Below are 19,084 nucleotides of genomic sequence, written 5' to 3' on the forward strand. Positions count from 1 at the left end.
GCCTAGAAGCTCACCAGCGGAGTGACCGTGATGGTGTCTGCGCCTATGTCCAGCCGTGTGGTGAAGCTGAAGTCGTGAACGGCGCTGAGGTCGCCGACCTGCCCGCTGAAGAGATCGATTTCGCGGGCTGTGACCTTGGCCTTGCCGTTGAGGGGCGCAACGACCCAGTGCCCGTTGAAGGGGTCGATGCTGACCTTCGGATATTCCGTGATCTGCCATTTGATGGTGCCGTCCACCACCCGGCTGTTGGTCACATGGTAGAACGGGCAGTCGGGTTGGAGTTTTTGCTGCTTGGTGGCGTCAGCGGCGCAGGTGTCCAGGAATTCCTTGACCTTGTCGCTCACCACCTTGATCATTGCGTCCGTGGGCTTGGTCAGAAGATTGAGGGGTGACTGGGGCAGGGCGCCGGTCGTCACCGACGTGTTGGTCGCCGGCGCCGAGAAGTATTTTCCGGTGAGGCTGGCTTCGTACTGGCCCGGGTAAAACACGGCAAAGCTGTTGCGGCCATTGGGCAGGTTCACCGGGACACCGTTCAGGCTCGCCTCGTTGGCGTTTACCGCGGTGACCTCGATGGTCGGCAAGGATGACGGCACGAAGGACCACTTGCCGAAGAACAGCCACTCGGTGCCCGTCCGTTCAAGCAGGAAATCGGAGTGCAGCGCCTTGCCGTCGATCTGGTAGTCCATGGGAACCGTCACCCGGTTGCCGCCCCGGGATTCGGCGGTGCCGAGCTTGACGTCGGTGATCTTCGACGCCGCCGTCTGGAGGGCTGTACCGTCCAGCATGGCGGCGTTGGCGTTGGGCACCGACGCGTGCAGGAGCCCGAGGGCTTCCCCGCCATGCCCCTGCTGGAGGGCCGAGAGGTAGTCGCGCACCTGTTGCTGCGGGCTGGCGATGGAGTTGCTCACCAGGTTGATGGAGACGATCGCAGCGGCCACGGCAAGCATCAGACCGAGCAGCCACCCGGCCGCGGTCTTGACCAACGCTTGACTCAACTGCACGCCCTTTACGTTACCCGCCGGTTTGGCAATATGTTGCCATCCCTTCCCTCACGTGACGGCTGCACACGATTTCGGGGAAGGCACGACGGCGGGTGGCGGCTCTGTTTCAGGGGCGCCAAGGCGAGGGGAGTAGATACCCGCGACGCAACGGACCCGCGACGCAACGGTATAGTGCCCGGATGGATGATAAAGCGATTCTGCTCAAATATCTGCGCGCCCGTCGGAGCGAGCTCCTCGCCAAGCTCGACGGACTCGACGAGTACGACGTCCGCCGGCCCATGACCCCCACCGGCACCAACCTCCTGGGATTGGTCAAGCACGTGGCCAGCGTGGAGCTTGGGTATTTCGGGGAGGTCTTTGGCCGGCCGAGCGGCCGGGACCTGCCGTGGTTCGCTGACGATGCCGAAGCAGACGCGGACCTGTGGGTTCCAGCGGAAGAGAGCAGGGACGGGATCATCGAACTGCATCGCTTCTCGGCTGAGCACAGTGATGCAACCATCGAGTCACTACCGCTGGACGCTCCCGGGGAAGTGCCGTGGTGGCCGGAAGAACGCCGTCACGTGACGCTCCATCAAATCCTGGTGCACATGTCCGTCGAGACGGCCCAGCACTTGGGGCATGCAGACATACTTCGTGAGCTCATCGACAGTTCGGCCGGGAAGGGCCCCGGAGACCTGAATTTGTCACAGCGAAGCACCGAAGAATGGGCCGATCACCGGGCCCGGATCGAGGCCGCGGCGCGCCAGGCTGTGGGATAGCAATCGAGGGGTGAGATCTCGGCCCTTTGAGCTAGTGAAAGGCCCGAGATTTCACGTCCCGATGGGCGCCAAGTCCTTCGTGAACGCCAAGTGCTTGATCTCTTCCGGATCCGCGTCGACGTCGAAGAGCGCCGTGTAGCCCGTGGCCAGGTAGAGGTTCTTGGCCTCGGGTTGCCGCGGGCCGGTGGTGAGGTAGATCCGGCCGTAGCCGCGCCGCGACGCCTCTGCCTCCAGTTCGGCGAGGACCACCCTGGCCAGCCCACGACGGCGGTGCGCCGAGTGCGTCCAGATCCGCTTGAACTCCGCCGTGCCGGAGTCGTAGCGGCGGAATGCCCCGCCCGCCACGGTTTCGCCGTTTTCCTGCAGGATGAGCAGGGCACCGTGGGGCGCGGCAAACTCGTCCGCCGGGTACCGGTTGAGTTCCTCGGCGGCACCGCCGTTGCCAAAGAGGTCGCCATAGCGCGTGGTGTATTCGACGGCGAGTTCGTCCAGGAGAGGCTTGACGCGGGGATCGCCCATCGGCAGGGTCAGGACGGAAAGGCCCGACGACGGCAGGGTTGGCGTGGAAGTCATGGCTTACCTTTCGTGGATGTCCCCAACTAACTCGCAGTTGTTGTCGTTATGAGGCGTCAAAACGACAACAACTGCGAGTCAGTTGGGTGGGCGGGTCTAGTTGGGTGGGCGGGGTGAAGGGCGGAGAGTTCGGACAGGAGCCGGCGGGCCAGGGCATCGTTCTCGCGGAATGGTGCTGCGTTGGTTCCGGGCCGCGCGAACGCCCCCGCGCCCCAACCCGAGGTCCAGGGCCCGACGGCGAAAAGCCCCGCCTGCCGATCGCCGTCGGGAGCCAGGACTTCGTGCGAACTCGAGACCAACAGCTTACCGGTGGAGTGCGGGCCGTCCGAGGTGAGAAGCGACTGTTCGGTGCCCCATCCGGCGTCGTGCAGGTCCGCCAGCGCGGGGTTGGCTGATCGCGCCACCGACGGCGACGGCAACCGAGCCTCGATGTACGCCGCCGCATCCACCACCACGGGCGACTGGAAGGAACCGGCCACGAACCGGCCGCTGGCCTCGTCCGGGCGCACCCACATGCCCGGACCCAGGAACTGCAGCAGCCCGGCGCGGTGCAGGGCGAGGAGCTCGCGCAGCCGGCGCGGCGGCGGGCCGGAATCCACGAAGCTGAAGAAACCGTGCCACCAACCATGCACCGCTTGTTGGGAGCGCGAATTGAGCCGCTCCTGGGGGACGAGCCGGCCGAGCTCCATGTACACGCGGAGCAGGGCCGTGAACAAGGCGAGGGTTTCCGAATGGTCGGGACTCGTGCGGAGCGTGAGGTCACGTTCGATATAGCTCACCACGGATTTCTGCACTGCGGCGTGGTCTACGAAGGCGCAGCCGCTGAACGGTTGGTCCAGCGCGTCGAGGTCGAGCCGGAGGGCCGGGTCCGGGATGGCCGCGGCCACGAGGTCTTCGCGTTCGCGGCTGTACCAATCCAAGAGATCGAAGCGTGTTGAAAACTCGTCCCAATCGCCGCGAACGCGATCCGGATAGCCGGCGAAGAGCTCGCGGTAATAGGCGTAGCCGGCGTCCTTGGCGATGAGGGGCCACAGCTGGGTCCGGAAATCCAGCTCCTCGTGGGCGGCGAGCAGCGATTCCACGGCGTCCGTGGTGAAGTACCGGGGTGCGCCGACGGGTTCGCCGCGAAGCGTGGAGGAGATCTTGGAGTGGTAGGGCACTCCGCGCCGGGATCCTGCCCAGAGCCGCGGTTCGGCGCCGGACGGCACATAGTCCAAGCCGCCGTCGGGCCTTTCTTCGAAGCGTCCGCCGCGGCCCTCGAACAAGAGCACCAGCAGGTCCACGAACGCCAGCCCCATGCCCGAGACCAGCACGTCCTGTCCGGGTGCGATCTCCGAGTAGTCGACGTCGGTGGTGTACGACGGCGCCGCGTGGAACCCGCCGTGGCGCGCGGCGAAGTCCGCCAGCCGTGCCGATTCCGAATCGGCCCGGGAGTCCGTGTGGCCCAGTGAGTACACCACGAGATCCGCCTCCAGCACCCGGTCCGAGGCGAGCCGCACGCGGTACTTCGCCCCGCCGTCGGGCACGGGCTCGGGATGTTCGACGGCGGTTGCCGTGTCCTGGTGGACCGTCACCGCGACGTCCGGGCCGAGGGCCGCGACGGCCCGGCGGAAGAACCACTCGAGATACCTGCTCTGGAGTTGGCGGCTGGGAAACGACGCCGGTGTCAGTGCCCGGAGCTGGTCCAGGATGGGGGGTTCGAAGGGCGGGACGTCGCGGATGGAACCGTCCAGCACGCCGGCTGCCCAGGTAGCCAGGGCCGGACCGTCCACGGGAGGACCGTCGCAGGCCACGGAGCTGTCGGTGAACATGGTGACGTCCGCTGCCGTGGAGTTGAGCAGGAGTCCCGGGCTCTGGTCATAGCGCCAGATCCTCCCGGAACCGGGTTCGTACGGCTCGACGACGTGGATGGAGAGAGGCCCGTCGAAGAGGCCGTTCCTGTTGGCAGCGAGCCGTTCGAGCATGCCGGCTGAGCGCGGACCACCGCCAATGAACACGATGGTGGGGGCGAAGGACGGCATGGCAACTCCTGATGGCGGTGGCTGGTGGTACCCGAGCCTAGGGATGTGGCGGGCCCTCGGTCGAGGCCCGGGTAACGGCCGTTCACCGCGCGTCACGGTGGGTCACCCAGCGCAAAGAACGGACGCATATGGCTCCGCATGAATCCACGCGAAGCGCCATGAAGCTCCGTGAAGAAGTGCAAAAATCCGCCTTGCAGCCGCTTCGAGAATGCCCCTAGGTTGGCAGCCATCCGATCAAACAAGCGATACGAAGCGAGGTGGCGCGTGAGTTCAGCAGCAACCACAGCGGCGCAGTCCGCACAGCAATCTGCACCGGAACCGGCGCCCGCCAGCGCGGTCACGGAAAGCCCGACGGCGGCCGCGGCGGTCGCGGCCGCGGCGGCCGCGGCCCAGGGTGCCGCAGCCGAGGGTGCAGTCGCCCGGCCCGCGGCCGACTACTCCGGCTACAAACTGATCCCCGCCCGGCATCCATGGCGCTGGGTAGGCACGGTTGTGGTGGCGCTTGGCGTGGTGGCGGTAGCCTGGTCCCTCGCGACGAATCCGCGCTGGGAATGGGGCGTGGTGGCGCAATGGTTCACCGCGCAGTCCGTGGTGAACGGCCTCGGGGAGACACTCAAGCTGACTGCAATCTCCGGCGCGCTCGGCTTTGTCCTCGGCTTCATCCTGGCGCTCATGAGGCTGTCGGCGTCGCCACTGCTGCTCTCGGTGTCCTGGACGTTCTCCTGGATCTTCCGCGCCACGCCGTTGTTGGTCCAGATGCTGCTTTGGTACAACCTGGGCTACCTCTACGAGAAGATCAGCTTGGGCATCCCCTTCACGGATATCCGCTTCTTCGAGGTCCAGACCACCACGCTCATCAGCCAATTCGCGGCCGCCGTGCTGGGCCTGACTCTCAACCAGGCGGCGTACTCGGCGGAAATCATCCGCGGCGGCATCCTCTCGGTGGATCAAGGCCAGCTCGAGGCAGCCGCGGCCCTGGGCATTCCGGCGTGGCGACGCTCCACCCGGATCGTGCTGCCTCAGGCCATGCGGGCCATCCTGCCAACGGCCTTCAACGAGATCATCGGCCTGGTCAAGGGAACGTCGATCGTCTACGTCCTGGCCTACTCCGAGCTGTTCTACACCGTGCAGGTCATCTACAACCGCACCCAGCAGGTACTTCCGCTGCTTCTCGTGGCGACCCTCTGGTACGTGGCCATTACCTCGGTCCTGAGCATCTTCCAGTACTACATCGAGCGGCACTACTCGAAGGGCGCCGTTCGCAACCTGCCGCTCACTCCGCTACAGAAGGCAAGGAAGTTCTTTGCCACCCACGCAGCCGTGAACCCTGACCGAGCGAAGGACGTCCGATGAGCGCAGTCGTTGAAAACCCGACGACGGCGGCGCCGGCCGCCGCTGCAACCCGCGGCCACGTGGAAATCACCAACGTCCGCAAGTCTTTTGGGGGCACGGATGTCCTCAAGGGGGTGTCTTTGACGGTGCCGCCCGGCGGAGTTGCCGTGATCGTAGGACCCTCAGGCTCAGGGAAATCGACCCTGCTGCGGACCATCAACCACATGGAAAAGGTGGACGGTGGGTACATCACCATCGACGGCCAATTGGTGGGATACCAGGTCCGCGGGAACAAGCTGCTCGAACTGCGCGAAAAGGACATCCTCAAGCAGCGCACCGAAATCGGCATGGTGTTCCAGAACTTCAACCTGTTCCCGCACCTCACCGCGCTGGAAAACGTGACCGAAGCACCCGTCGTCGCGCTCCACCGTAACAAGGCCGAAGCCCGCAAGCGTGCGCTGGAACTCCTGGACCGCGTCGGCCTCAAGGACCGGGCGGATGCCTATCCGCGGCAATTGTCCGGCGGCCAGCAACAGCGCGTTGCCATCGCCCGGGCGCTTGCCCTTGACCCCAAGATCCTGCTCTTCGACGAACCCACGTCGGCGCTCGATCCGGAGCTTGTCAACGAGGTCCTCGACGTCATCCGCGAACTCGCCACGTCGGGCACCACGTTGATCATCGTCACGCACGAAATGGGCTTCGCCCGCGACGTCGCGGACACGGTGGTCTTCATGGACGAAGGGCAGATCGTGGAGCAAGGCAGCCCCCGGGAGATCTTCGCGAATCCCCGTGAACCCCGGACGCGGAGCTTCTTCTCCAAAGTCATCGAACCAGCATTCAACATCTGAGGAACCTCAAAATGCCACGCATCAAAACCAAACTTCTAGCGCTCGCGGTACTGCCCGCCGTCGTACTCCCGGTGCTCGCCGCTTGCTCCGACCCCGGTGCGTCTGCCGCTGGAGCGAGCCCGTCCGCGAGTGCGGCCCGCAACGGCGTCGTCTACAACACCTCGCCCGAGCAGAACCGCATCCGGGCGCAGAAGGACCCCGCCGCGGCAGCCGCGGTTCCCGCTGCGATCGGCAAGGACGGCAAACTGACCGTTGCCACCACGGCCGGATCCATCCCGTTGTCCTTCCATGCGACGGATGACAAGACCCCGATCGGCGTCGAGGTAGACATCGCGCAGCTCGTGGCCGACAAGCTGGGCCTTGCCCTGGACGTGCAGGTGACCTCCTGGGAGAACTGGCCGCTCAAGACGCAGTCGGGGGATTTCGAAGCGGTGTTCTCGAACGTCGGCATCAACAAGGACCGGGTGAAACTGTTCGATTTCTCCACCTACCGCGCCGCATACATGGGCTTCGAAGCCAAGAAGTCGTCCGCGTACAACATCAAGGGTGCGGACGACATCTCGGGCTTGAAGGTCTCGGTGGGCTCGGGCACCAACCAGGAGAAGATCCTCCTCGCCTGGAACAAGGATCTCGAATCCCGGGGCAAGGCGCCGGCCACCCTGCAGTACTACTCTTCCGACGCCGACACTATTCTGGCGCTCTCCTCGGGCCGGACGGACCTGAACATCGCACCTTACCCGTCGGTCTCCTACCGCGAGAACACGCGGAACGACCTGAAAGTGGTGGGCAAAGTCAACGCCGGCTGGCCCTCCGAGACCCTCGTCGCCGCCACCACCCTCAAAGGCAACGGCCTGGCTCCGGCCATCACAGATGCCCTGAATTCGGCCATCAAGGACGGCTCCTACGGCAAGGTCCTGGAGCGCTGGGGGCTGAGCGAAGAAGCGCTGCCGGAATCCAAGACCGTGACAGAGGCAAACTTCGGGGCGGGGACGAAGTGAAGTTCCAGGTACTCGACATCATTCCGCACCTGAAGAACCCGGTGACGGGGGAAATCGTCTCGACAGCGGAGCGCCTCAACCAAGTGGTGCAGACTGCGCGCCGGGCTGAGGAATTGGGCTTCGACAGTTTCGCGGTAGGGGAGCGGCACGCCGGTGAGTTCATCTCTTCGTCCCCGACGACGGTCCTCGCCGCGATCGCGGCCGTCACCAGCCGCATTCGACTGCAGACCGGCGTCACGGTCTTGTCCGTCCTCGATCCCGTGCGTGTTGCCGAAGACTACGCGACGATCGATCAGCTGAGCTGGGGCCGCCTGGAACTCGTGATCGGCAAGGGCAACGAAGTGCTGCAGTACCCCTTGTTCGGGCTCTCCCTCGATGACCAGTGGGAGTTGCTGGCCGAGAAGTATGGACTGTTGCGACGGCTATGGAGTGAGGAGGGCGTCACCTGGTCCGGCCGTTTCCGGCCTGCGTTGACCGAAGCGACCACGACGACGCCGCGACCGTTTGCGGGTTCGCCCCGGATTTGGCACGGCTCGGCTACAACCCTGACGTCGGCCGCGCTCGCCGCGCAATGGGGTGATCCGTTGTTCACCGCCAACGCCATCCAGCCTCGCGAGAACTACAAGATCCTGATCGACCACTACCGCGAGGAATACGAACGCCACGGGCACGATCCGCGGCACCAGTACCTTGGTTCTGGTTCCGGTGCCGGCGGAGTGTTCATTGCGGACACCACCCAGGAAGCCAAGCGCCAGTTCGGGCCCGTCTACGAGGCATTGACGGTTGGGCGCAACGTCCCCGGCAACAATTCGCCGTTCCGGGACATCGACCACGCCGTGGCTGAAGGTCCGGCACTTGTGGGCAGCCCGGAACAGGTCATCGACAAAATCCTGAGCTACCACTCGCTCTACGGACACGATCTCCAATCCATTTCCTTGCCTACCACGCTGCCTTTCGAGCAGCAACTGGAGATCCTGGAGCGTTTCGCGCTCCAGGTCATCCCGGCCGTCCGCGCCGCTGCGCCCACCACCTTGTGGGAACCGGTGGATCCCTTTGGTGGCCGCCCGGAATTCGCCGGCGCCACATCAAAGGACGCGGCCGGAACCGTCACCACAGACCACGCAGACCACAGGAGAAGCAATGCCTACGCCCACTGACCCCCGTCCAGGCCGGCCCGGATTCTTGGCCTTGGAGCTCGACGGCGACGGCGCCCACCCGGCTGCCTGGCGCAAAGCCCGGCATGCCCCGGATGAGTTGTTGAACGGTGCGCGGATCCGGAGCACGGTACTCGCGGCGGAATCGGCGGGGTTTCATGTGGCTACGTTCGCAGACGGGCCGCTGGTCGGTAGTTTGGGCGCTGGCGGGCGAGATGTTGCAGGCCGGCTGAACGCGCTTCAGCGCGCAGCCTTCGCGGGGCCGGTGACGACTTCCATTGTGCTGGTCCCCGAAGTCGACACCGTCTACACCGAGCCGTTCCACATCGCGACGCAGCTGGCGAGCCTGGACTACGTCTCCGGCGGACGGGCCGGTTGGCTCGTGGCGGCGAGCGGCTCCGCGGAGGAGGCTGCCGCCGTCGGGCGCTCTTTCGTTGAAGGTGCCGCCTTGGCGCAGGAGGCCGCGGCATCGGTGGAAGTGAGCCGGCGGCTCTGGGATTCCTGGGAGGACGAGGCCGTGATCCGCGACGTCCCCACCGGGCGGTACCTCGACGTGGACAAACTGCACTACGTCGACTTCGAGACGTCCGCGGATTTCGCAGGGCCTGGGTATTCCGTGAAAGGGCCATCCATCATTCCGCGTCCGCTGCAGGGGCAGTTGCCAGTAGTTGCGCGGGCGGACTTGCTTCCTTCGGACGTCGACGTGGTGCTGGTCTCCGCTCCGACGCCTTCACTTCTCGCCGAGGAGGTTGCGGAGGTGCGTCGGGCTATTGATGAGAGGGGCGCCGTTGTTGGGGGCGGCCCGGCGGTGGTGGCGGAGCTCGACGTCGTCCTTGACTCGCGCGGGCAAAGGGCCTCCGCCCGGCTCGCCGAACTGGACGCGTTCACTCCGTGGTCAAGTTCCCGTGCGCGGTTCGTCGGCACGGCCGCGGAATTGGCGGACTTCCTTGCCGAGTTGCTTGCGGTGGCCGACGGCGTGCGGCTGCATCCGGCTGTCCTGGATGTAGAGCTTGAGGAATTGGCGCAGTTGGTGTTGCCGGAGCTTCGTCGTCGCGGAGTGCTTAAGCCTGTTGCGCAGGGCGGCACGTTCCGGGAATTGCTGGGTCTTGAACGGCCGCTGAGCCGCTACGCGAGCCTCGGGCCGGCGGCCGGTGCCGCCGTCGTCGGCTCGGAAAACTGAGGAGAGAATATGACACAGCACAACCGTGCTAAATTCCAGCCGAGCGGGAAGATCCAGTTCGGAATCTTCTTCCAGGGCGTCAATTCCGGCACCATTTGGAAAGCGCCCGAATCGGGTTCGCAGACTGATTTTGAGTCATTCCGGAGGATCGCTCAGACTGCCGAGCGCGGGCTGTTCGCTGCCTTCTTCCTGGGCGAGGGCCTGCGCTTGAGGGAACACCTCGGCCGTCCGCACGCCCTGGACGTCGCAGGCAGGCCGGATGCGCAGACAATGCTGGCCGCGCTGGCATCGGTGACGTCCAATATCGGGCTCGTGGCCACGCAGAATACGACGTACAACGATCCCGCCGACCTCGCGCACCGGCTCGCCTCGCTTGACTTGCTCTCCGGCGGCCGGGCGGCTTGGAACGTCGTGACCACGGACAATGCCTGGACCGGGGCCAACTTCCGGCGGGGCGGCTACTTGGACCACGCCGATCGCTACGTCCATGCCGAGGCCTTCGTGGAGACGGCCAAGAAAATCTGGGATTCGTGGGAGGACGGGGCGGTTTCCCCGTCCGTTTCCGCGGATTCCTGGGCGGTTCCCGGCCATGCGCGGCGCGTGCATCACTCCGGACGGCACTATTCCGTCGATGTCACGCCCCGGTTGCCGCGCAGCGCCCAGTACAGGCCGGTGCTGTTCCAAGCCGGCGATTCCCCGGCGGGCCGCGATTTCGCTGCCCGCCAAGCTGATGTCATCTTCTCGGCGCACCCGAAGTTCGATGACGCCGTGGAGTTCCGAGCCGATATTGTCTCGCGGTCCTTGGCGGCCGGACGGGGTACGAACGACGTCCAGATCATGCCTGCCAGCGAGTTCATCCTTGCTGCGACTGACGAAGAGGCCCGCGAGAAGAAGGAATGGGTACGCAGCCTGCAAATCGGGCCGCAGCAGGCGGTCGCGTATCTCGAACAGTTCTGGGGCCGGGAGTTGTCCGCCTACGATCCCGATGGTCCGCTTCCGGACATCGATCCGGTGGTGGAGGAGACCTCCGAGACTCGTGGCAGCGGCTTCCACGGCGCCAAGGCCCGGCAACTCACCGAACAGTGGCGTGCCGAAGCCCAGGAGAAGGGGCTGTCCATCCGGCAGTTCGTGAGCTCCAGGACGTCCAGGGTTGACGCGACGTTCACCGGATCCTACACAGCCGTGGCCGACACCCTGGCCGAGTACGCCCGCGTGGGTGCCGTGGACGGCTTCAACATCTCGCCGTGGCTCATTCCCACGGGCCTGGATGACATCGTGAACCATTTGGTGCCCGAGCTGCAGGAACGTGGCGTGTACCCCACGGAATACCTCGGCTCGACCCTTCGCGAGAACCTGGGCCTCGCGACGCCGGTGCGTTCGGAGTCGTTGGAGCCGGTGAAGCTTTGAACTTCCATCGATTGCTGAGTAAGTGCCGTTTTACGAGTCCAAAACGGCACTCTGGGCCCACGCCGGCAGGGTTCCCTGGCCGAACTTGTGAGGCGAGGGGGCCGGTGGGGAGCAGCGGATACAACAATGACGGCCTGGTGCGGCTCCAACTGACCGTGTGGGAGCAGTGGCTTTAGGTGGGCTCGGGGCTTGTTCTGGTTGACTAGTCCCATGGACGCACTGAAGGATCTTCGAGTGCTCGCTATCCGTGAGGCGCTCGGCGAGTTTGTCGGCTCGGACGTTTTGATTGAAACTGCGTTGCGCGCTCTGCTGGACGGCGTGGAGTCACCGTCGCTCCCGCTCCTCGCCGGTCTGTCGCGCCGGGAAGAGGGCGACGCGCATGACTTGTTTCATGCGGTCGCCGTCGAGTTGGACCTCGCACCGACCGCGGCTATCGACACCCAAAGTGCGCGTTGGCAGCTGGTCCGGTGGCAATGCGAGGCAATCGTGGACGGCAGCGCGGAGCCGGAAGCCGCCGGGCACCTGATCTGGTTTCAAGGATGGAATGAGCTCGGCTATCCCGATTCGCTCCGTCCGATTGTCGGCTGGGTCAGCGAGTGGGAAGACTGGACTCCGTCTTGGGGCATGGAGCGCGATCACTACCGGCGGCTAATCGTCGAAGAGGCCAAGGGACTCCTCCGCGGACCATGGCCGCCGGAATGATCCCCGCTTCAACCTCGGCGAAGTCCCGGCCTCGTTCGTCTCATAGCGGAGGCGCTCACGCCGGTCCTCACGGTCTTCCCGCACTTCACAACCTCGAAGCGCGCTGCCCGCGTCATCTCCCGGATCCTCACAGACCCTTCCGCGTCGACTGGCAAGGCAAGCCGATGGCCGCCTCCACGCGGGTGAGCGACGCTCCTTTCGGCGACCGCCGCATCGCGGAGAGCCGCGAACCGCTAGCCACCGTCATGTCACGATCCTGACCGTCTTTGCGCGACTCTGGCCCGCGCCGTGCGGGAAAAGCAGCCCTACGCGAGTGGCTCCGTGCGTTCGCGTAGGCTCCCTTCGCCGTCGAGCTCGGCCACCGTGTCGATATTCAGGCGCCTGAGAAACCCGTGATCGTGGCTCACGATGAGCAGTGCGCCACGGTAGGCGTCCAGGGCTTCGGCGAGCTGTTCGACGCTGGCAATGTCGAGGTTGTTTGTCGGTTCGTCGAGTATGAGCAGCTGGGCGGGCGGCTCGGCGAGTAGCAGCTTCGCTAGGCTGACCCGGAACCGTTCTCCTCCCGACAGGCTGGAGACCGGGCGATCAACAGTGGATCCGCGGAGGATGAGCCTCGCGAGTTGGTTGCGGATGTCCCCGGGCACCGACGCCGGTGCCGCTTCCCGCACGTTGTCCAGCGCCGAACGGGAATCGTCCAGACCGTCGAGCCGTTGCGGGAGGTATCCCACCCGGTCGGTCAGCAGTCTTCCTGTGATCGGGCCCGACGATTCTGCGGGGCGTCCCTCGACGAGGTGCTTGAGGAGCGTCGACTTGCCTGAGCCGTTGGGTCCCACCAAGGCCACGCGCTCGGGGCCCTGGATGACAATCGTCCGGGAGCCGTCGTTCAGCTCGGCGATCCGGCGGCTGCGCGGCACGTCTGGATCGGGAAGAGTGAGGTTGATGTGCTCAACTTCCCGGACTCTCGCGTCAGCGGCGTCAACGGCGGCCTGGGCTGACACCACTTTGTCCTCGAGGGTGGAGCGCATCGAGCCGGCGGATGCCTGCGCTTTGCTCGCGCGGTTGCCGGCTAGGATCTTCGGGATGCCACCGCTTGCCTGGGTCTTCTTCGCTGTGCGCTCGCGGCGGGCAAGCTTCGTTTCGGCTTCGACGCGTTGTTTCCTCTCGACTTTCAGCGTTTGCTGGGCGCTCCGCGCTGCCTGGACGGCGGCGGCTTGTTCCTGCTCGAGATGTTCGGTGAAAAGACTGTACGGGCCACCAAACACGCCAAGCTTGCCGGCATGAAGCTCTGCAGTGGAGTCCATGTGTTCAAGCAACTCGAGGTCGTGGCTGACCACCACGAGAGTGCCCGGCCAACTGTCGACGAAGTCGGCGAGTTTGGCCCTGGTGATCCGATCGAGGTTGTTGCTTGGCTCGTCGAGGAGCGTCACCGGGGTGCGCCGTATGCGCAGTCCGGTCAGCGCGATGAGCATGGCTTCGCCGCCTGAAAGGTCCCCGACCTGTCGGTTGAGATCGCCCGCGGAGAAACCGATTTCGTGCAGCGCTTCGTCTGCCCGGGACTCAATGTCCCAGTCGTCGCCGACCGTGTCGAAATGGCGCTCGTCAACGTCGCCCCCCTCAATTGCGTGGAGCGCCGTGAGGATGCCGTCGATGCCGAGGAGCCTGGCGACGGTCGTGCGGTGCCCGAGGGTGAGGGTCTGCGGGAGGTAGCCGACGTCGCCGACGGTTTCGACCCGCCCGGTGGTCGGCCTCAGTTTGCCGGCGATCAAACGGAGCAGGGTCGACTTTCCTGCACCATTGCGGCCGACTAGTCCAGTCCGGCCCGTGGTCATGGTTCCATTGAGCCGCTGAAGTGCGGGAGTGCCGTCCGGCCACTCGAATGACAGGTCGTGCAAGGTGATGGCTGATTGTGCTGACATGAGACAGAATCCTCTAGTTCTTGCCCATTAGGGGGCGCAGTCATGGGTCAACGTGCTCTCTCCGGGCGCGAAATGCGCGCAACTTCGGAGGGCACTGCACCGGACGTAGGGAGCTATCAGCTTGGACGCAGGGAATAGCGCCTGCGGACAACTGAAAGCGAGATTCTCACCGGGTGCGCATGGGCGCAAACAACCGGGCGGCCACCGAACGTCAGGTGGCTATGCTCTGTCGACCTCAATCTCCATAGCCAAAACCATAACCACAAACGTGTAACCCGGCCAATTGGGGATGGACGCCGGCATACTTCACGGTGGTTCAGGATCTGGTGACTTTCAGATCGGCTGCCCAGACGGGTCTTGAGAACGGCCGGGCACATTTAGACCATGTCGTGGTGCCCATGTCAGTTCCTGAGGCGGAACCTGGATTGAGCCCACGCGGACGGGCCTAGAAGTCATCGGTTCCTCGGGGTTGTCCGCTCATGATTCCCCAGACCACTGTCATTGGCCGTGCAGACTACTTCGAAAAATGACGGCCAGTGCACAATTGAGCAGCTCCCTTACCAGGTCAGCTCTGACAGGGAGCTGCTCAGACTTGACCGGAGAAGTCTCCCCGGGAATGTCCCGTACTGGAAACTCCCTACCCCGGCGATGCAACTCGCTTTGTCGAATTGGGGTCAGGCTCCCTGTCGTTTCTCCGCGGCGACAAGGGCGGAGACGCGGGCTCTTTCTGCGCGGCCGTATGTCTCTTTGGTGACCAGAATGCCGATCAGCCCGATGATGGCTGCCAGCATGTAGAGCAGTGAGGCTCCGGGCCAGCCAATCCAGCCGACGAGCAGAGCTGCAAGAAGTGGCGCGAATCCGCCGATCGCAGCGGCGATCTGATAGCCGAGCGAAGCACCGGACGTGCGCGTCGAGGTTCCGAACTGTTCGGTGAGGAGCGAGCCCTGCACACCGGTGAGCGAAGCGTGCACGATACCGATGCCGAAGATGAACACGGCAATGACAAGTGCCGGTGTGCCGTCATTGGTAAGCAGGTACATCGGGAACGCGAACAGGATTGCCGCGAGGCAAGCCACGATGTAGATCGGTCGACGGCCCACCTTGTCAGTGAGCGCACCCATGGCGAATGTGACGACGATCGCCACGATGCTGGCCGCTGTGATGGAGCCAAGCGCCGTGGGGCGAAGGTCAGGGAAGCGCTGGGAAAGGTAGCTGAGCAGGAAGGTGGCCGTCGAATAATAGGCAAACGACTCCACCATACGTAGGGCGATCACACGGAGGATGCTGTGCCAGTCACGACGAAGGGTCGTGAGGAACGGGTTCTTTTCGATCTTTCCCGCAGCCTTGGCCGCTTCGAATTCGGGCGACTCCGACAACCGTGAACGCACGACCAGGGCGACGACGACGAGGACAGCACTGAGGAGGAACGGCACACGCCAAGCCAAGTCCCCTTCGAGGTGTGCGCAGATGAGGAACATCGCGCTGGCGAGTGCGATGCCGAGTGGGTTTCCGGCCTGAGGAATGGCCGCGTACATCCCACGACGGTTCCATGGCGCATGCTCATATGTCATCGTGATGGCACCGCCCCATTCGGCTCCGAACGCGAGGCCCTGGATCATCCGAATGATGACCAAGAGCACCGGCGCCATGACACCGACCTGGGCGTAGGTCGGCAGCAGCCCGATGAGGCAGGTTGCGCCTCCCATCACCAGCATCGCGCCCACGAGAACCGGCTTCCGGCCGAACTTGTCGGCGAGGTAACCGCCGACCGCCCCGCCGAGGGGACGCATCAGGAAGCCCACCGCGAGAGTGGCGAAGGAAAGGAGCGTGCCGATGAAACGGTCACTCTGGGGAAAGAAGACCGAACTGAAATACAGTGCGGAGGCCGTGCCATAGGCAATGAAGTCGTAGTTCTCCACGCTCGTCCCCAAAGCGGCGGCGAATGCAGTCTTGTTGCGGTCTTTCGATCCGAGCGCAGATTTCTGCGGAATCGAGGTCGTTGTCGTCACGGGTGGATCTCCTTTGATCTGTGGTGGTGGGGGAGCCTGTGTCTAGCCGGCGAATGCTGGCCGAAGCTTGTCGAGGGCGTTCAACTTCCCAACGCGGCGGCGCGTGTCGTCGTCGTCGTCGAATGTTGCGGCAAGGAACTGCTCCACAATTTCGTCGATGAAGGCGGGAGGAACCAGCCAGGCGCCCAAGGCAAGGGCATTCGCGTCGTCGTGTTCGACCATTTGATGGGCGGAGTATGGCTCGTTGGCAAGACCACACCGGATGCCGGGAATCTTGTTGGCTGCCATGATGGCGCCTGCACCCGTTCCGCAGACCAGGACTGCGCGGTCCGCGGTGCCGTCAAGCACGGGCGTGCAGGTCTCCTGCGTCACGTCGGGGAAATCAACGGGCTCCGTGCTGAGGGCGCCTCGCTCGATCACGGTATGGCCGAGTCGCTCAATGGCATCGATCACGCGCTGTTTGACGGGAAATCCGGCATGATCTGCTCCTACGGCAACGATCATACTGGTGTCCTTTCGGTCCGGGCGACGGGCACCGGCCGGACGTCGCCGAGGCGGGGGATGGATGAGGATGCTCCCACGACGGTGACGGCGAGAGCCCCCGCGGCGGCCGCGAGGCGGAGCCGTTCCTCCATCGGGAGTCCAGCGTGCGCGGCAAGATATCCGACGACGGTGTCACCCGCAGCAGTCGTATCGACCGCACGCACCTTCGGAGCAGGGACGCTGCCCGACAGTCCGTCCGCGAAGAAGACCGCCCCGTCGGAGCCGAGCGTGCAGATGGCGTCGGCGTCCAGCGCGCGTGCGCATTCGGCCAGGAGATCGCCCAGCGCGGAGCTGCCCGGGCCCTCCACGGTGGCCTCGATTCCGAGGATTCCACTGATCTGCTTGAGCTCGTGTTCATTGACGACGAGGAGATCGATGTCGTGCACGAGATCCGCGGCCACGGTGGGTGCAGGTGCTGCATTCCAAATGACCGTAGCGCCAAGGGACCGTGCCAGGCGAGCGGCGGCACGGTTGGCATCGGCGGGAACTTCGTTCTGGAGCACGAGGACATCTCCCGTCGTGATCGAGGCGAGGCCGGTCGCGGCCACGTCCCCGTCGAGCAGGTCGTTGGCGCCCGAGAGTACGACGATGGAGTTCTCACCCGAGTCATCGACGAAGACGACCGCGCGGCCGGTCGCGACTCCGCGGCGCATCGCCACCGAGTCGATGTCGACGCCGCGCAAGGCGAGTGCTGCGAGCTGAGCGGCCGCTTCGGAATCATCACCGACCATTCCGATCATGCGGGTCACTGCGCCGGCGGCCACGGCGGCGATCGCCTGATTGGCCCCTTTGCCGCCCGGTGACGCACTCGCGCTCGAGGCGATGACTGTTTCGCCGGGATTGGGGAGCGCCGTCATTCTGTAGCTGGTGTCGGCGTTGATGCTGCCGAGGACAATAACGTTTCCGTTCATCATTTCACCTCCTCATAAAACATTCATGGAATCGTTTCCATGAATGTGATGAGTTCCATAGTGCATGACGGGACCGGTTCGCGCAAGCTGCGCCATCCCGCGAGCAGCCCACCGGTGGGGGCGGTCGTGCGCTATTGCACCTCTCAAAAGGATGTACACTTGGGAACGTTTCCATGAAGGGTGGTAGATGGCAACGATCAAAGATGTTGCAGCCCGGGCCGGCGTAGCGCTCGGAACTGCGTCGCGCGTGCTCTCGGGAAGCAGCCAGACCTCGGCCGACTCTCGCTCACGCGTGCTGGCAGCCGCCGCGGAGCTGAATTACATCGCCAACGGGCCGGCACGCTCGCTGCGCCGCTCCAGGACCGACGTGCTCGGCCTGCTGGTGTCGGACATCCGCAATCCCTTCTTCTCGGACCTGGCCCATGCCGCTGAGCAAGAGGCCGGAAGGCTCGGGTACACCGTGCTCCTTGCGAACGCCAACGAAGACCAGGCGAAGGTTGATGACTACTTGCGCATTTTCGCTTCGCAGCGCATCGATGGACTTCTGCTGTCTCCACAGGGCGGGCACTCGCCGCAACTTGAACTGCTTCGCGCGACAGGGCTGCCACTGGTGCTCTTAAACCGCACCGTGGACGGTCTCGACGCGCCGATGTTCGGAACCGACAACGCCGGGGGCGTCGCGAGTGTGCTCGACTGGCTGCAGCGGCGTGGGCACCGAGACGTCGCATTTGTCGGCGGCCCGTCGACTATTTCCACCGGTGCCGAGCGCCTCGCCGCATACAAGGCGGGGCGCGAATCCCATGGAATCAGCATGGACGACGCACTCATCGACACCGGCGACTTCATGCCCGGCGGCGCGGCGAAGGCGATGCACCGAATTCTCGACAGAGGCATGCGCCCAACCGCGGTGTTCGGCGCGAACGGCCAAACGACTTTGGGAGTACTTCGCGCGCTTCGACAGCGACTCGGTGCCGACTGGCCGGTGAACAACATCGCAATCGTTTCCTTCGATGACCTCGACTGGTTCGAGTTCGCATCCCCGGCGATCAGCGCGGTTCGAAATGATGCGGCAACCATCGGACGGCTCGGAGTCGCGGGGCTCATCGACTTGATTAATGGGCGCAGCGTGGATTCGCTGCGAGTCCCGACCGAGTTCTTCGATCGCTCTCCGGGCATGTCCTGAATGCCACCGCATCGTCCCTAGGTTGCGTTCCCATAAACGTCGCGAGTTGGGACCACTTGAGGCAATTTGGTGTGTCTCGTAGCTGCGCCGACGTCCGGCTTTCTTTTGCCCGGTCAGAGATCGATGATTGGGACCCGTGGGCCGCGTAGCCATCACATCCACACCCCCGCAGCACGTGAGCCGATCCAGAGGGCGCCCGGATTTGTTCTTCCGTCGAGATCTGGGTATCCCGAACCGGGCATGAGATTGTTCCTTTATGACAGTTCAGGAAGCGCTCAAGGTTGCGCTGCGAGACGTGCTCGGTCCCTGCGCGCGGACCCATGGATTCAAAGGCACAGCTCCGACCTGGAGGAAGACGACGCCTTCAGGCGATGGGGCCGTCATGAACGTGCAGTCGTCATCTTTTGGTTCGGCGGAACATCTGAAGTGCATAATCAACCTGGCTGTCGCCCCCGAGCCTTGGCTTCGCTGGAGTCGGGTGGAGTTGGGCTCCGGAATGCCGAAGTCGGTCACCAAATCCCTTGGAACAGGCAAATCACGCCGACTGA

Annotated in this window: 16 protein-coding genes and 1 pseudogene; 10 read left to right on the forward strand and 7 right to left on the reverse strand. The window is 64.6% G+C overall.

What is annotated here, in order from left to right; genetic code table 11:
- Positions 1 to 2: 2 nt before the first annotated feature.
- Positions 3 to 995, reverse strand: coding sequence for a hypothetical protein (locus ACSBOX_RS01405; RefSeq protein ID WP_442545940.1), 993 nt, complete (start codon positions 993 to 995; stop codon positions 3 to 5).
- 185 nt (positions 996 to 1,180) lie between these two features.
- Here ACSBOX_RS01405 and ACSBOX_RS01410 point away from each other — a divergent pair, with 185 nt between their 5' ends.
- Positions 1,181 to 1,759 carry a DinB family protein gene (locus tag ACSBOX_RS01410; RefSeq protein ID WP_442544458.1) on the forward strand — a complete coding sequence of 193 codons (579 nt, stop codon included), beginning with the start codon at positions 1,181 to 1,183 and terminating at the stop codon, positions 1,757 to 1,759.
- A 51-nt stretch (positions 1,760 to 1,810) separates the two neighbouring features.
- On the opposite strand, the gene ACSBOX_RS01415 is transcribed toward ACSBOX_RS01410, so the two are convergent.
- Together ACSBOX_RS01415 and ACSBOX_RS01420 are read right to left on the reverse strand one after the other, a co-directional pair.
- Positions 1,811 to 2,332, reverse strand: coding sequence for a GNAT family N-acetyltransferase (locus ACSBOX_RS01415; protein WP_442544459.1), 522 nt, complete (start codon positions 2,330 to 2,332; stop codon positions 1,811 to 1,813).
- Between the two features lie 56 nt (positions 2,333 to 2,388).
- Entirely contained in the window at positions 2,389 to 4,353 is a 1,965-nt protein-coding gene (locus ACSBOX_RS01420; RefSeq protein WP_442544460.1) for an FAD/NAD(P)-binding protein, read from the reverse strand.
- Positions 4,354 to 4,617: 264 nt separating this feature from the next.
- Between ACSBOX_RS01420 and ACSBOX_RS01425 the strand changes: the two genes are divergently transcribed.
- The 7 genes from ACSBOX_RS01425 to ACSBOX_RS01455 all read left to right on the forward strand — a co-directional run bounded on the left by ACSBOX_RS01425 (position 4,618) and on the right by ACSBOX_RS01455 (position 11,974).
- Entirely contained in the window at positions 4,618 to 5,706 is a 1,089-nt protein-coding gene (locus ACSBOX_RS01425; RefSeq protein WP_442544461.1) for an amino acid ABC transporter permease, read from the forward strand.
- Positions 5,703 to 6,533 (forward strand): amino acid ABC transporter ATP-binding protein, encoded by an 831-nt coding sequence (locus ACSBOX_RS01430; protein WP_442544462.1) that lies wholly within the window; start codon positions 5,703 to 5,705, stop codon positions 6,531 to 6,533. Before ACSBOX_RS01425 ends, ACSBOX_RS01430 begins: the two co-directional genes overlap by 4 nt.
- Positions 6,534 to 6,544: 11 nt before the next feature.
- Positions 6,545 to 7,531 (forward strand): ABC transporter substrate-binding protein, encoded by a 987-nt coding sequence (locus ACSBOX_RS01435; RefSeq protein WP_442544463.1) that lies wholly within the window; start codon positions 6,545 to 6,547, stop codon positions 7,529 to 7,531.
- The gene (locus ACSBOX_RS01440; RefSeq protein WP_442544464.1) at positions 7,528 to 8,688 is read left to right on the forward strand and encodes an LLM class flavin-dependent oxidoreductase; all 1,161 of its coding nucleotides are present in this window, start codon (positions 7,528 to 7,530) and stop codon (positions 8,686 to 8,688) included. The genes ACSBOX_RS01435 and ACSBOX_RS01440 overlap by 4 nt, the downstream gene beginning before the upstream one ends.
- Complete coding sequence (locus ACSBOX_RS01445) at positions 8,672 to 9,865, forward strand: LLM class flavin-dependent oxidoreductase (RefSeq protein WP_442544465.1); 1,194 nt, start codon at positions 8,672 to 8,674, stop codon at positions 9,863 to 9,865. Before ACSBOX_RS01440 ends, ACSBOX_RS01445 begins: the two co-directional genes overlap by 17 nt.
- A gap of 9 nt (positions 9,866 to 9,874) precedes the next feature.
- A complete protein-coding gene (locus ACSBOX_RS01450) occupies positions 9,875 to 11,272 on the forward strand; it encodes an NtaA/DmoA family FMN-dependent monooxygenase (RefSeq protein ID WP_442544466.1) in 1,398 nt (465 codons plus the stop codon).
- Between the two features lie 210 nt (positions 11,273 to 11,482).
- Positions 11,483 to 11,974 (forward strand): hypothetical protein, encoded by a 492-nt coding sequence (locus ACSBOX_RS01455; RefSeq protein WP_442544467.1) that lies wholly within the window; start codon positions 11,483 to 11,485, stop codon positions 11,972 to 11,974.
- Positions 11,975 to 12,279: 305 nt separating this feature from the next.
- Here ACSBOX_RS01455 and ACSBOX_RS01460 read toward each other — a convergent pair whose 3' ends face one another.
- The 4 genes from ACSBOX_RS01460 to ACSBOX_RS01475 all read right to left on the reverse strand — a co-directional run bounded on the left by ACSBOX_RS01460 (position 12,280) and on the right by ACSBOX_RS01475 (position 17,356).
- Complete coding sequence (locus ACSBOX_RS01460; protein WP_442544468.1) at positions 12,280 to 13,890, reverse strand: ABC-F family ATP-binding cassette domain-containing protein; 1,611 nt, start codon at positions 13,888 to 13,890, stop codon at positions 12,280 to 12,282.
- Positions 13,891 to 14,564: 674 nt separating this feature from the next.
- Positions 14,565 to 15,899, reverse strand: coding sequence for an MFS transporter (locus tag ACSBOX_RS01465; RefSeq protein ID WP_442544469.1), 1,335 nt, complete (start codon positions 15,897 to 15,899; stop codon positions 14,565 to 14,567).
- Positions 15,900 to 15,941: 42 nt separating this feature from the next.
- Complete coding sequence (locus ACSBOX_RS01470; protein WP_442544470.1) at positions 15,942 to 16,403, reverse strand: RpiB/LacA/LacB family sugar-phosphate isomerase; 462 nt, start codon at positions 16,401 to 16,403, stop codon at positions 15,942 to 15,944.
- Positions 16,400 to 17,356: a ribokinase gene (locus tag ACSBOX_RS01475; RefSeq protein ID WP_442544471.1), complete on the reverse strand. Its 957-nt coding sequence runs from the start codon at positions 17,354 to 17,356 to the stop codon at positions 16,400 to 16,402. The genes ACSBOX_RS01470 and ACSBOX_RS01475 overlap by 4 nt, the downstream gene beginning before the upstream one ends.
- A 184-nt stretch (positions 17,357 to 17,540) precedes the next feature.
- Between ACSBOX_RS01475 and ACSBOX_RS01480 the strand changes: the two genes are divergently transcribed.
- A complete protein-coding gene (locus ACSBOX_RS01480) occupies positions 17,541 to 18,536 on the forward strand; it encodes a LacI family DNA-binding transcriptional regulator (protein ID WP_442544472.1) in 996 nt (331 codons plus the stop codon).
- A 256-nt stretch (positions 18,537 to 18,792) separates the two neighbouring features.
- Positions 18,793 to 18,972, forward strand: a pseudogene (locus tag ACSBOX_RS01485) (DUF4304 domain-containing protein); the annotation flags it as partial.
- Between the last annotated feature and the right edge of the window lie 112 nt (positions 18,973 to 19,084).

It is taken from the genome of Arthrobacter sp. KN11-1C (assembly GCF_052180225.1).
Classification (GTDB): domain Bacteria; phylum Actinomycetota; class Actinomycetes; order Actinomycetales; family Micrococcaceae; genus Arthrobacter.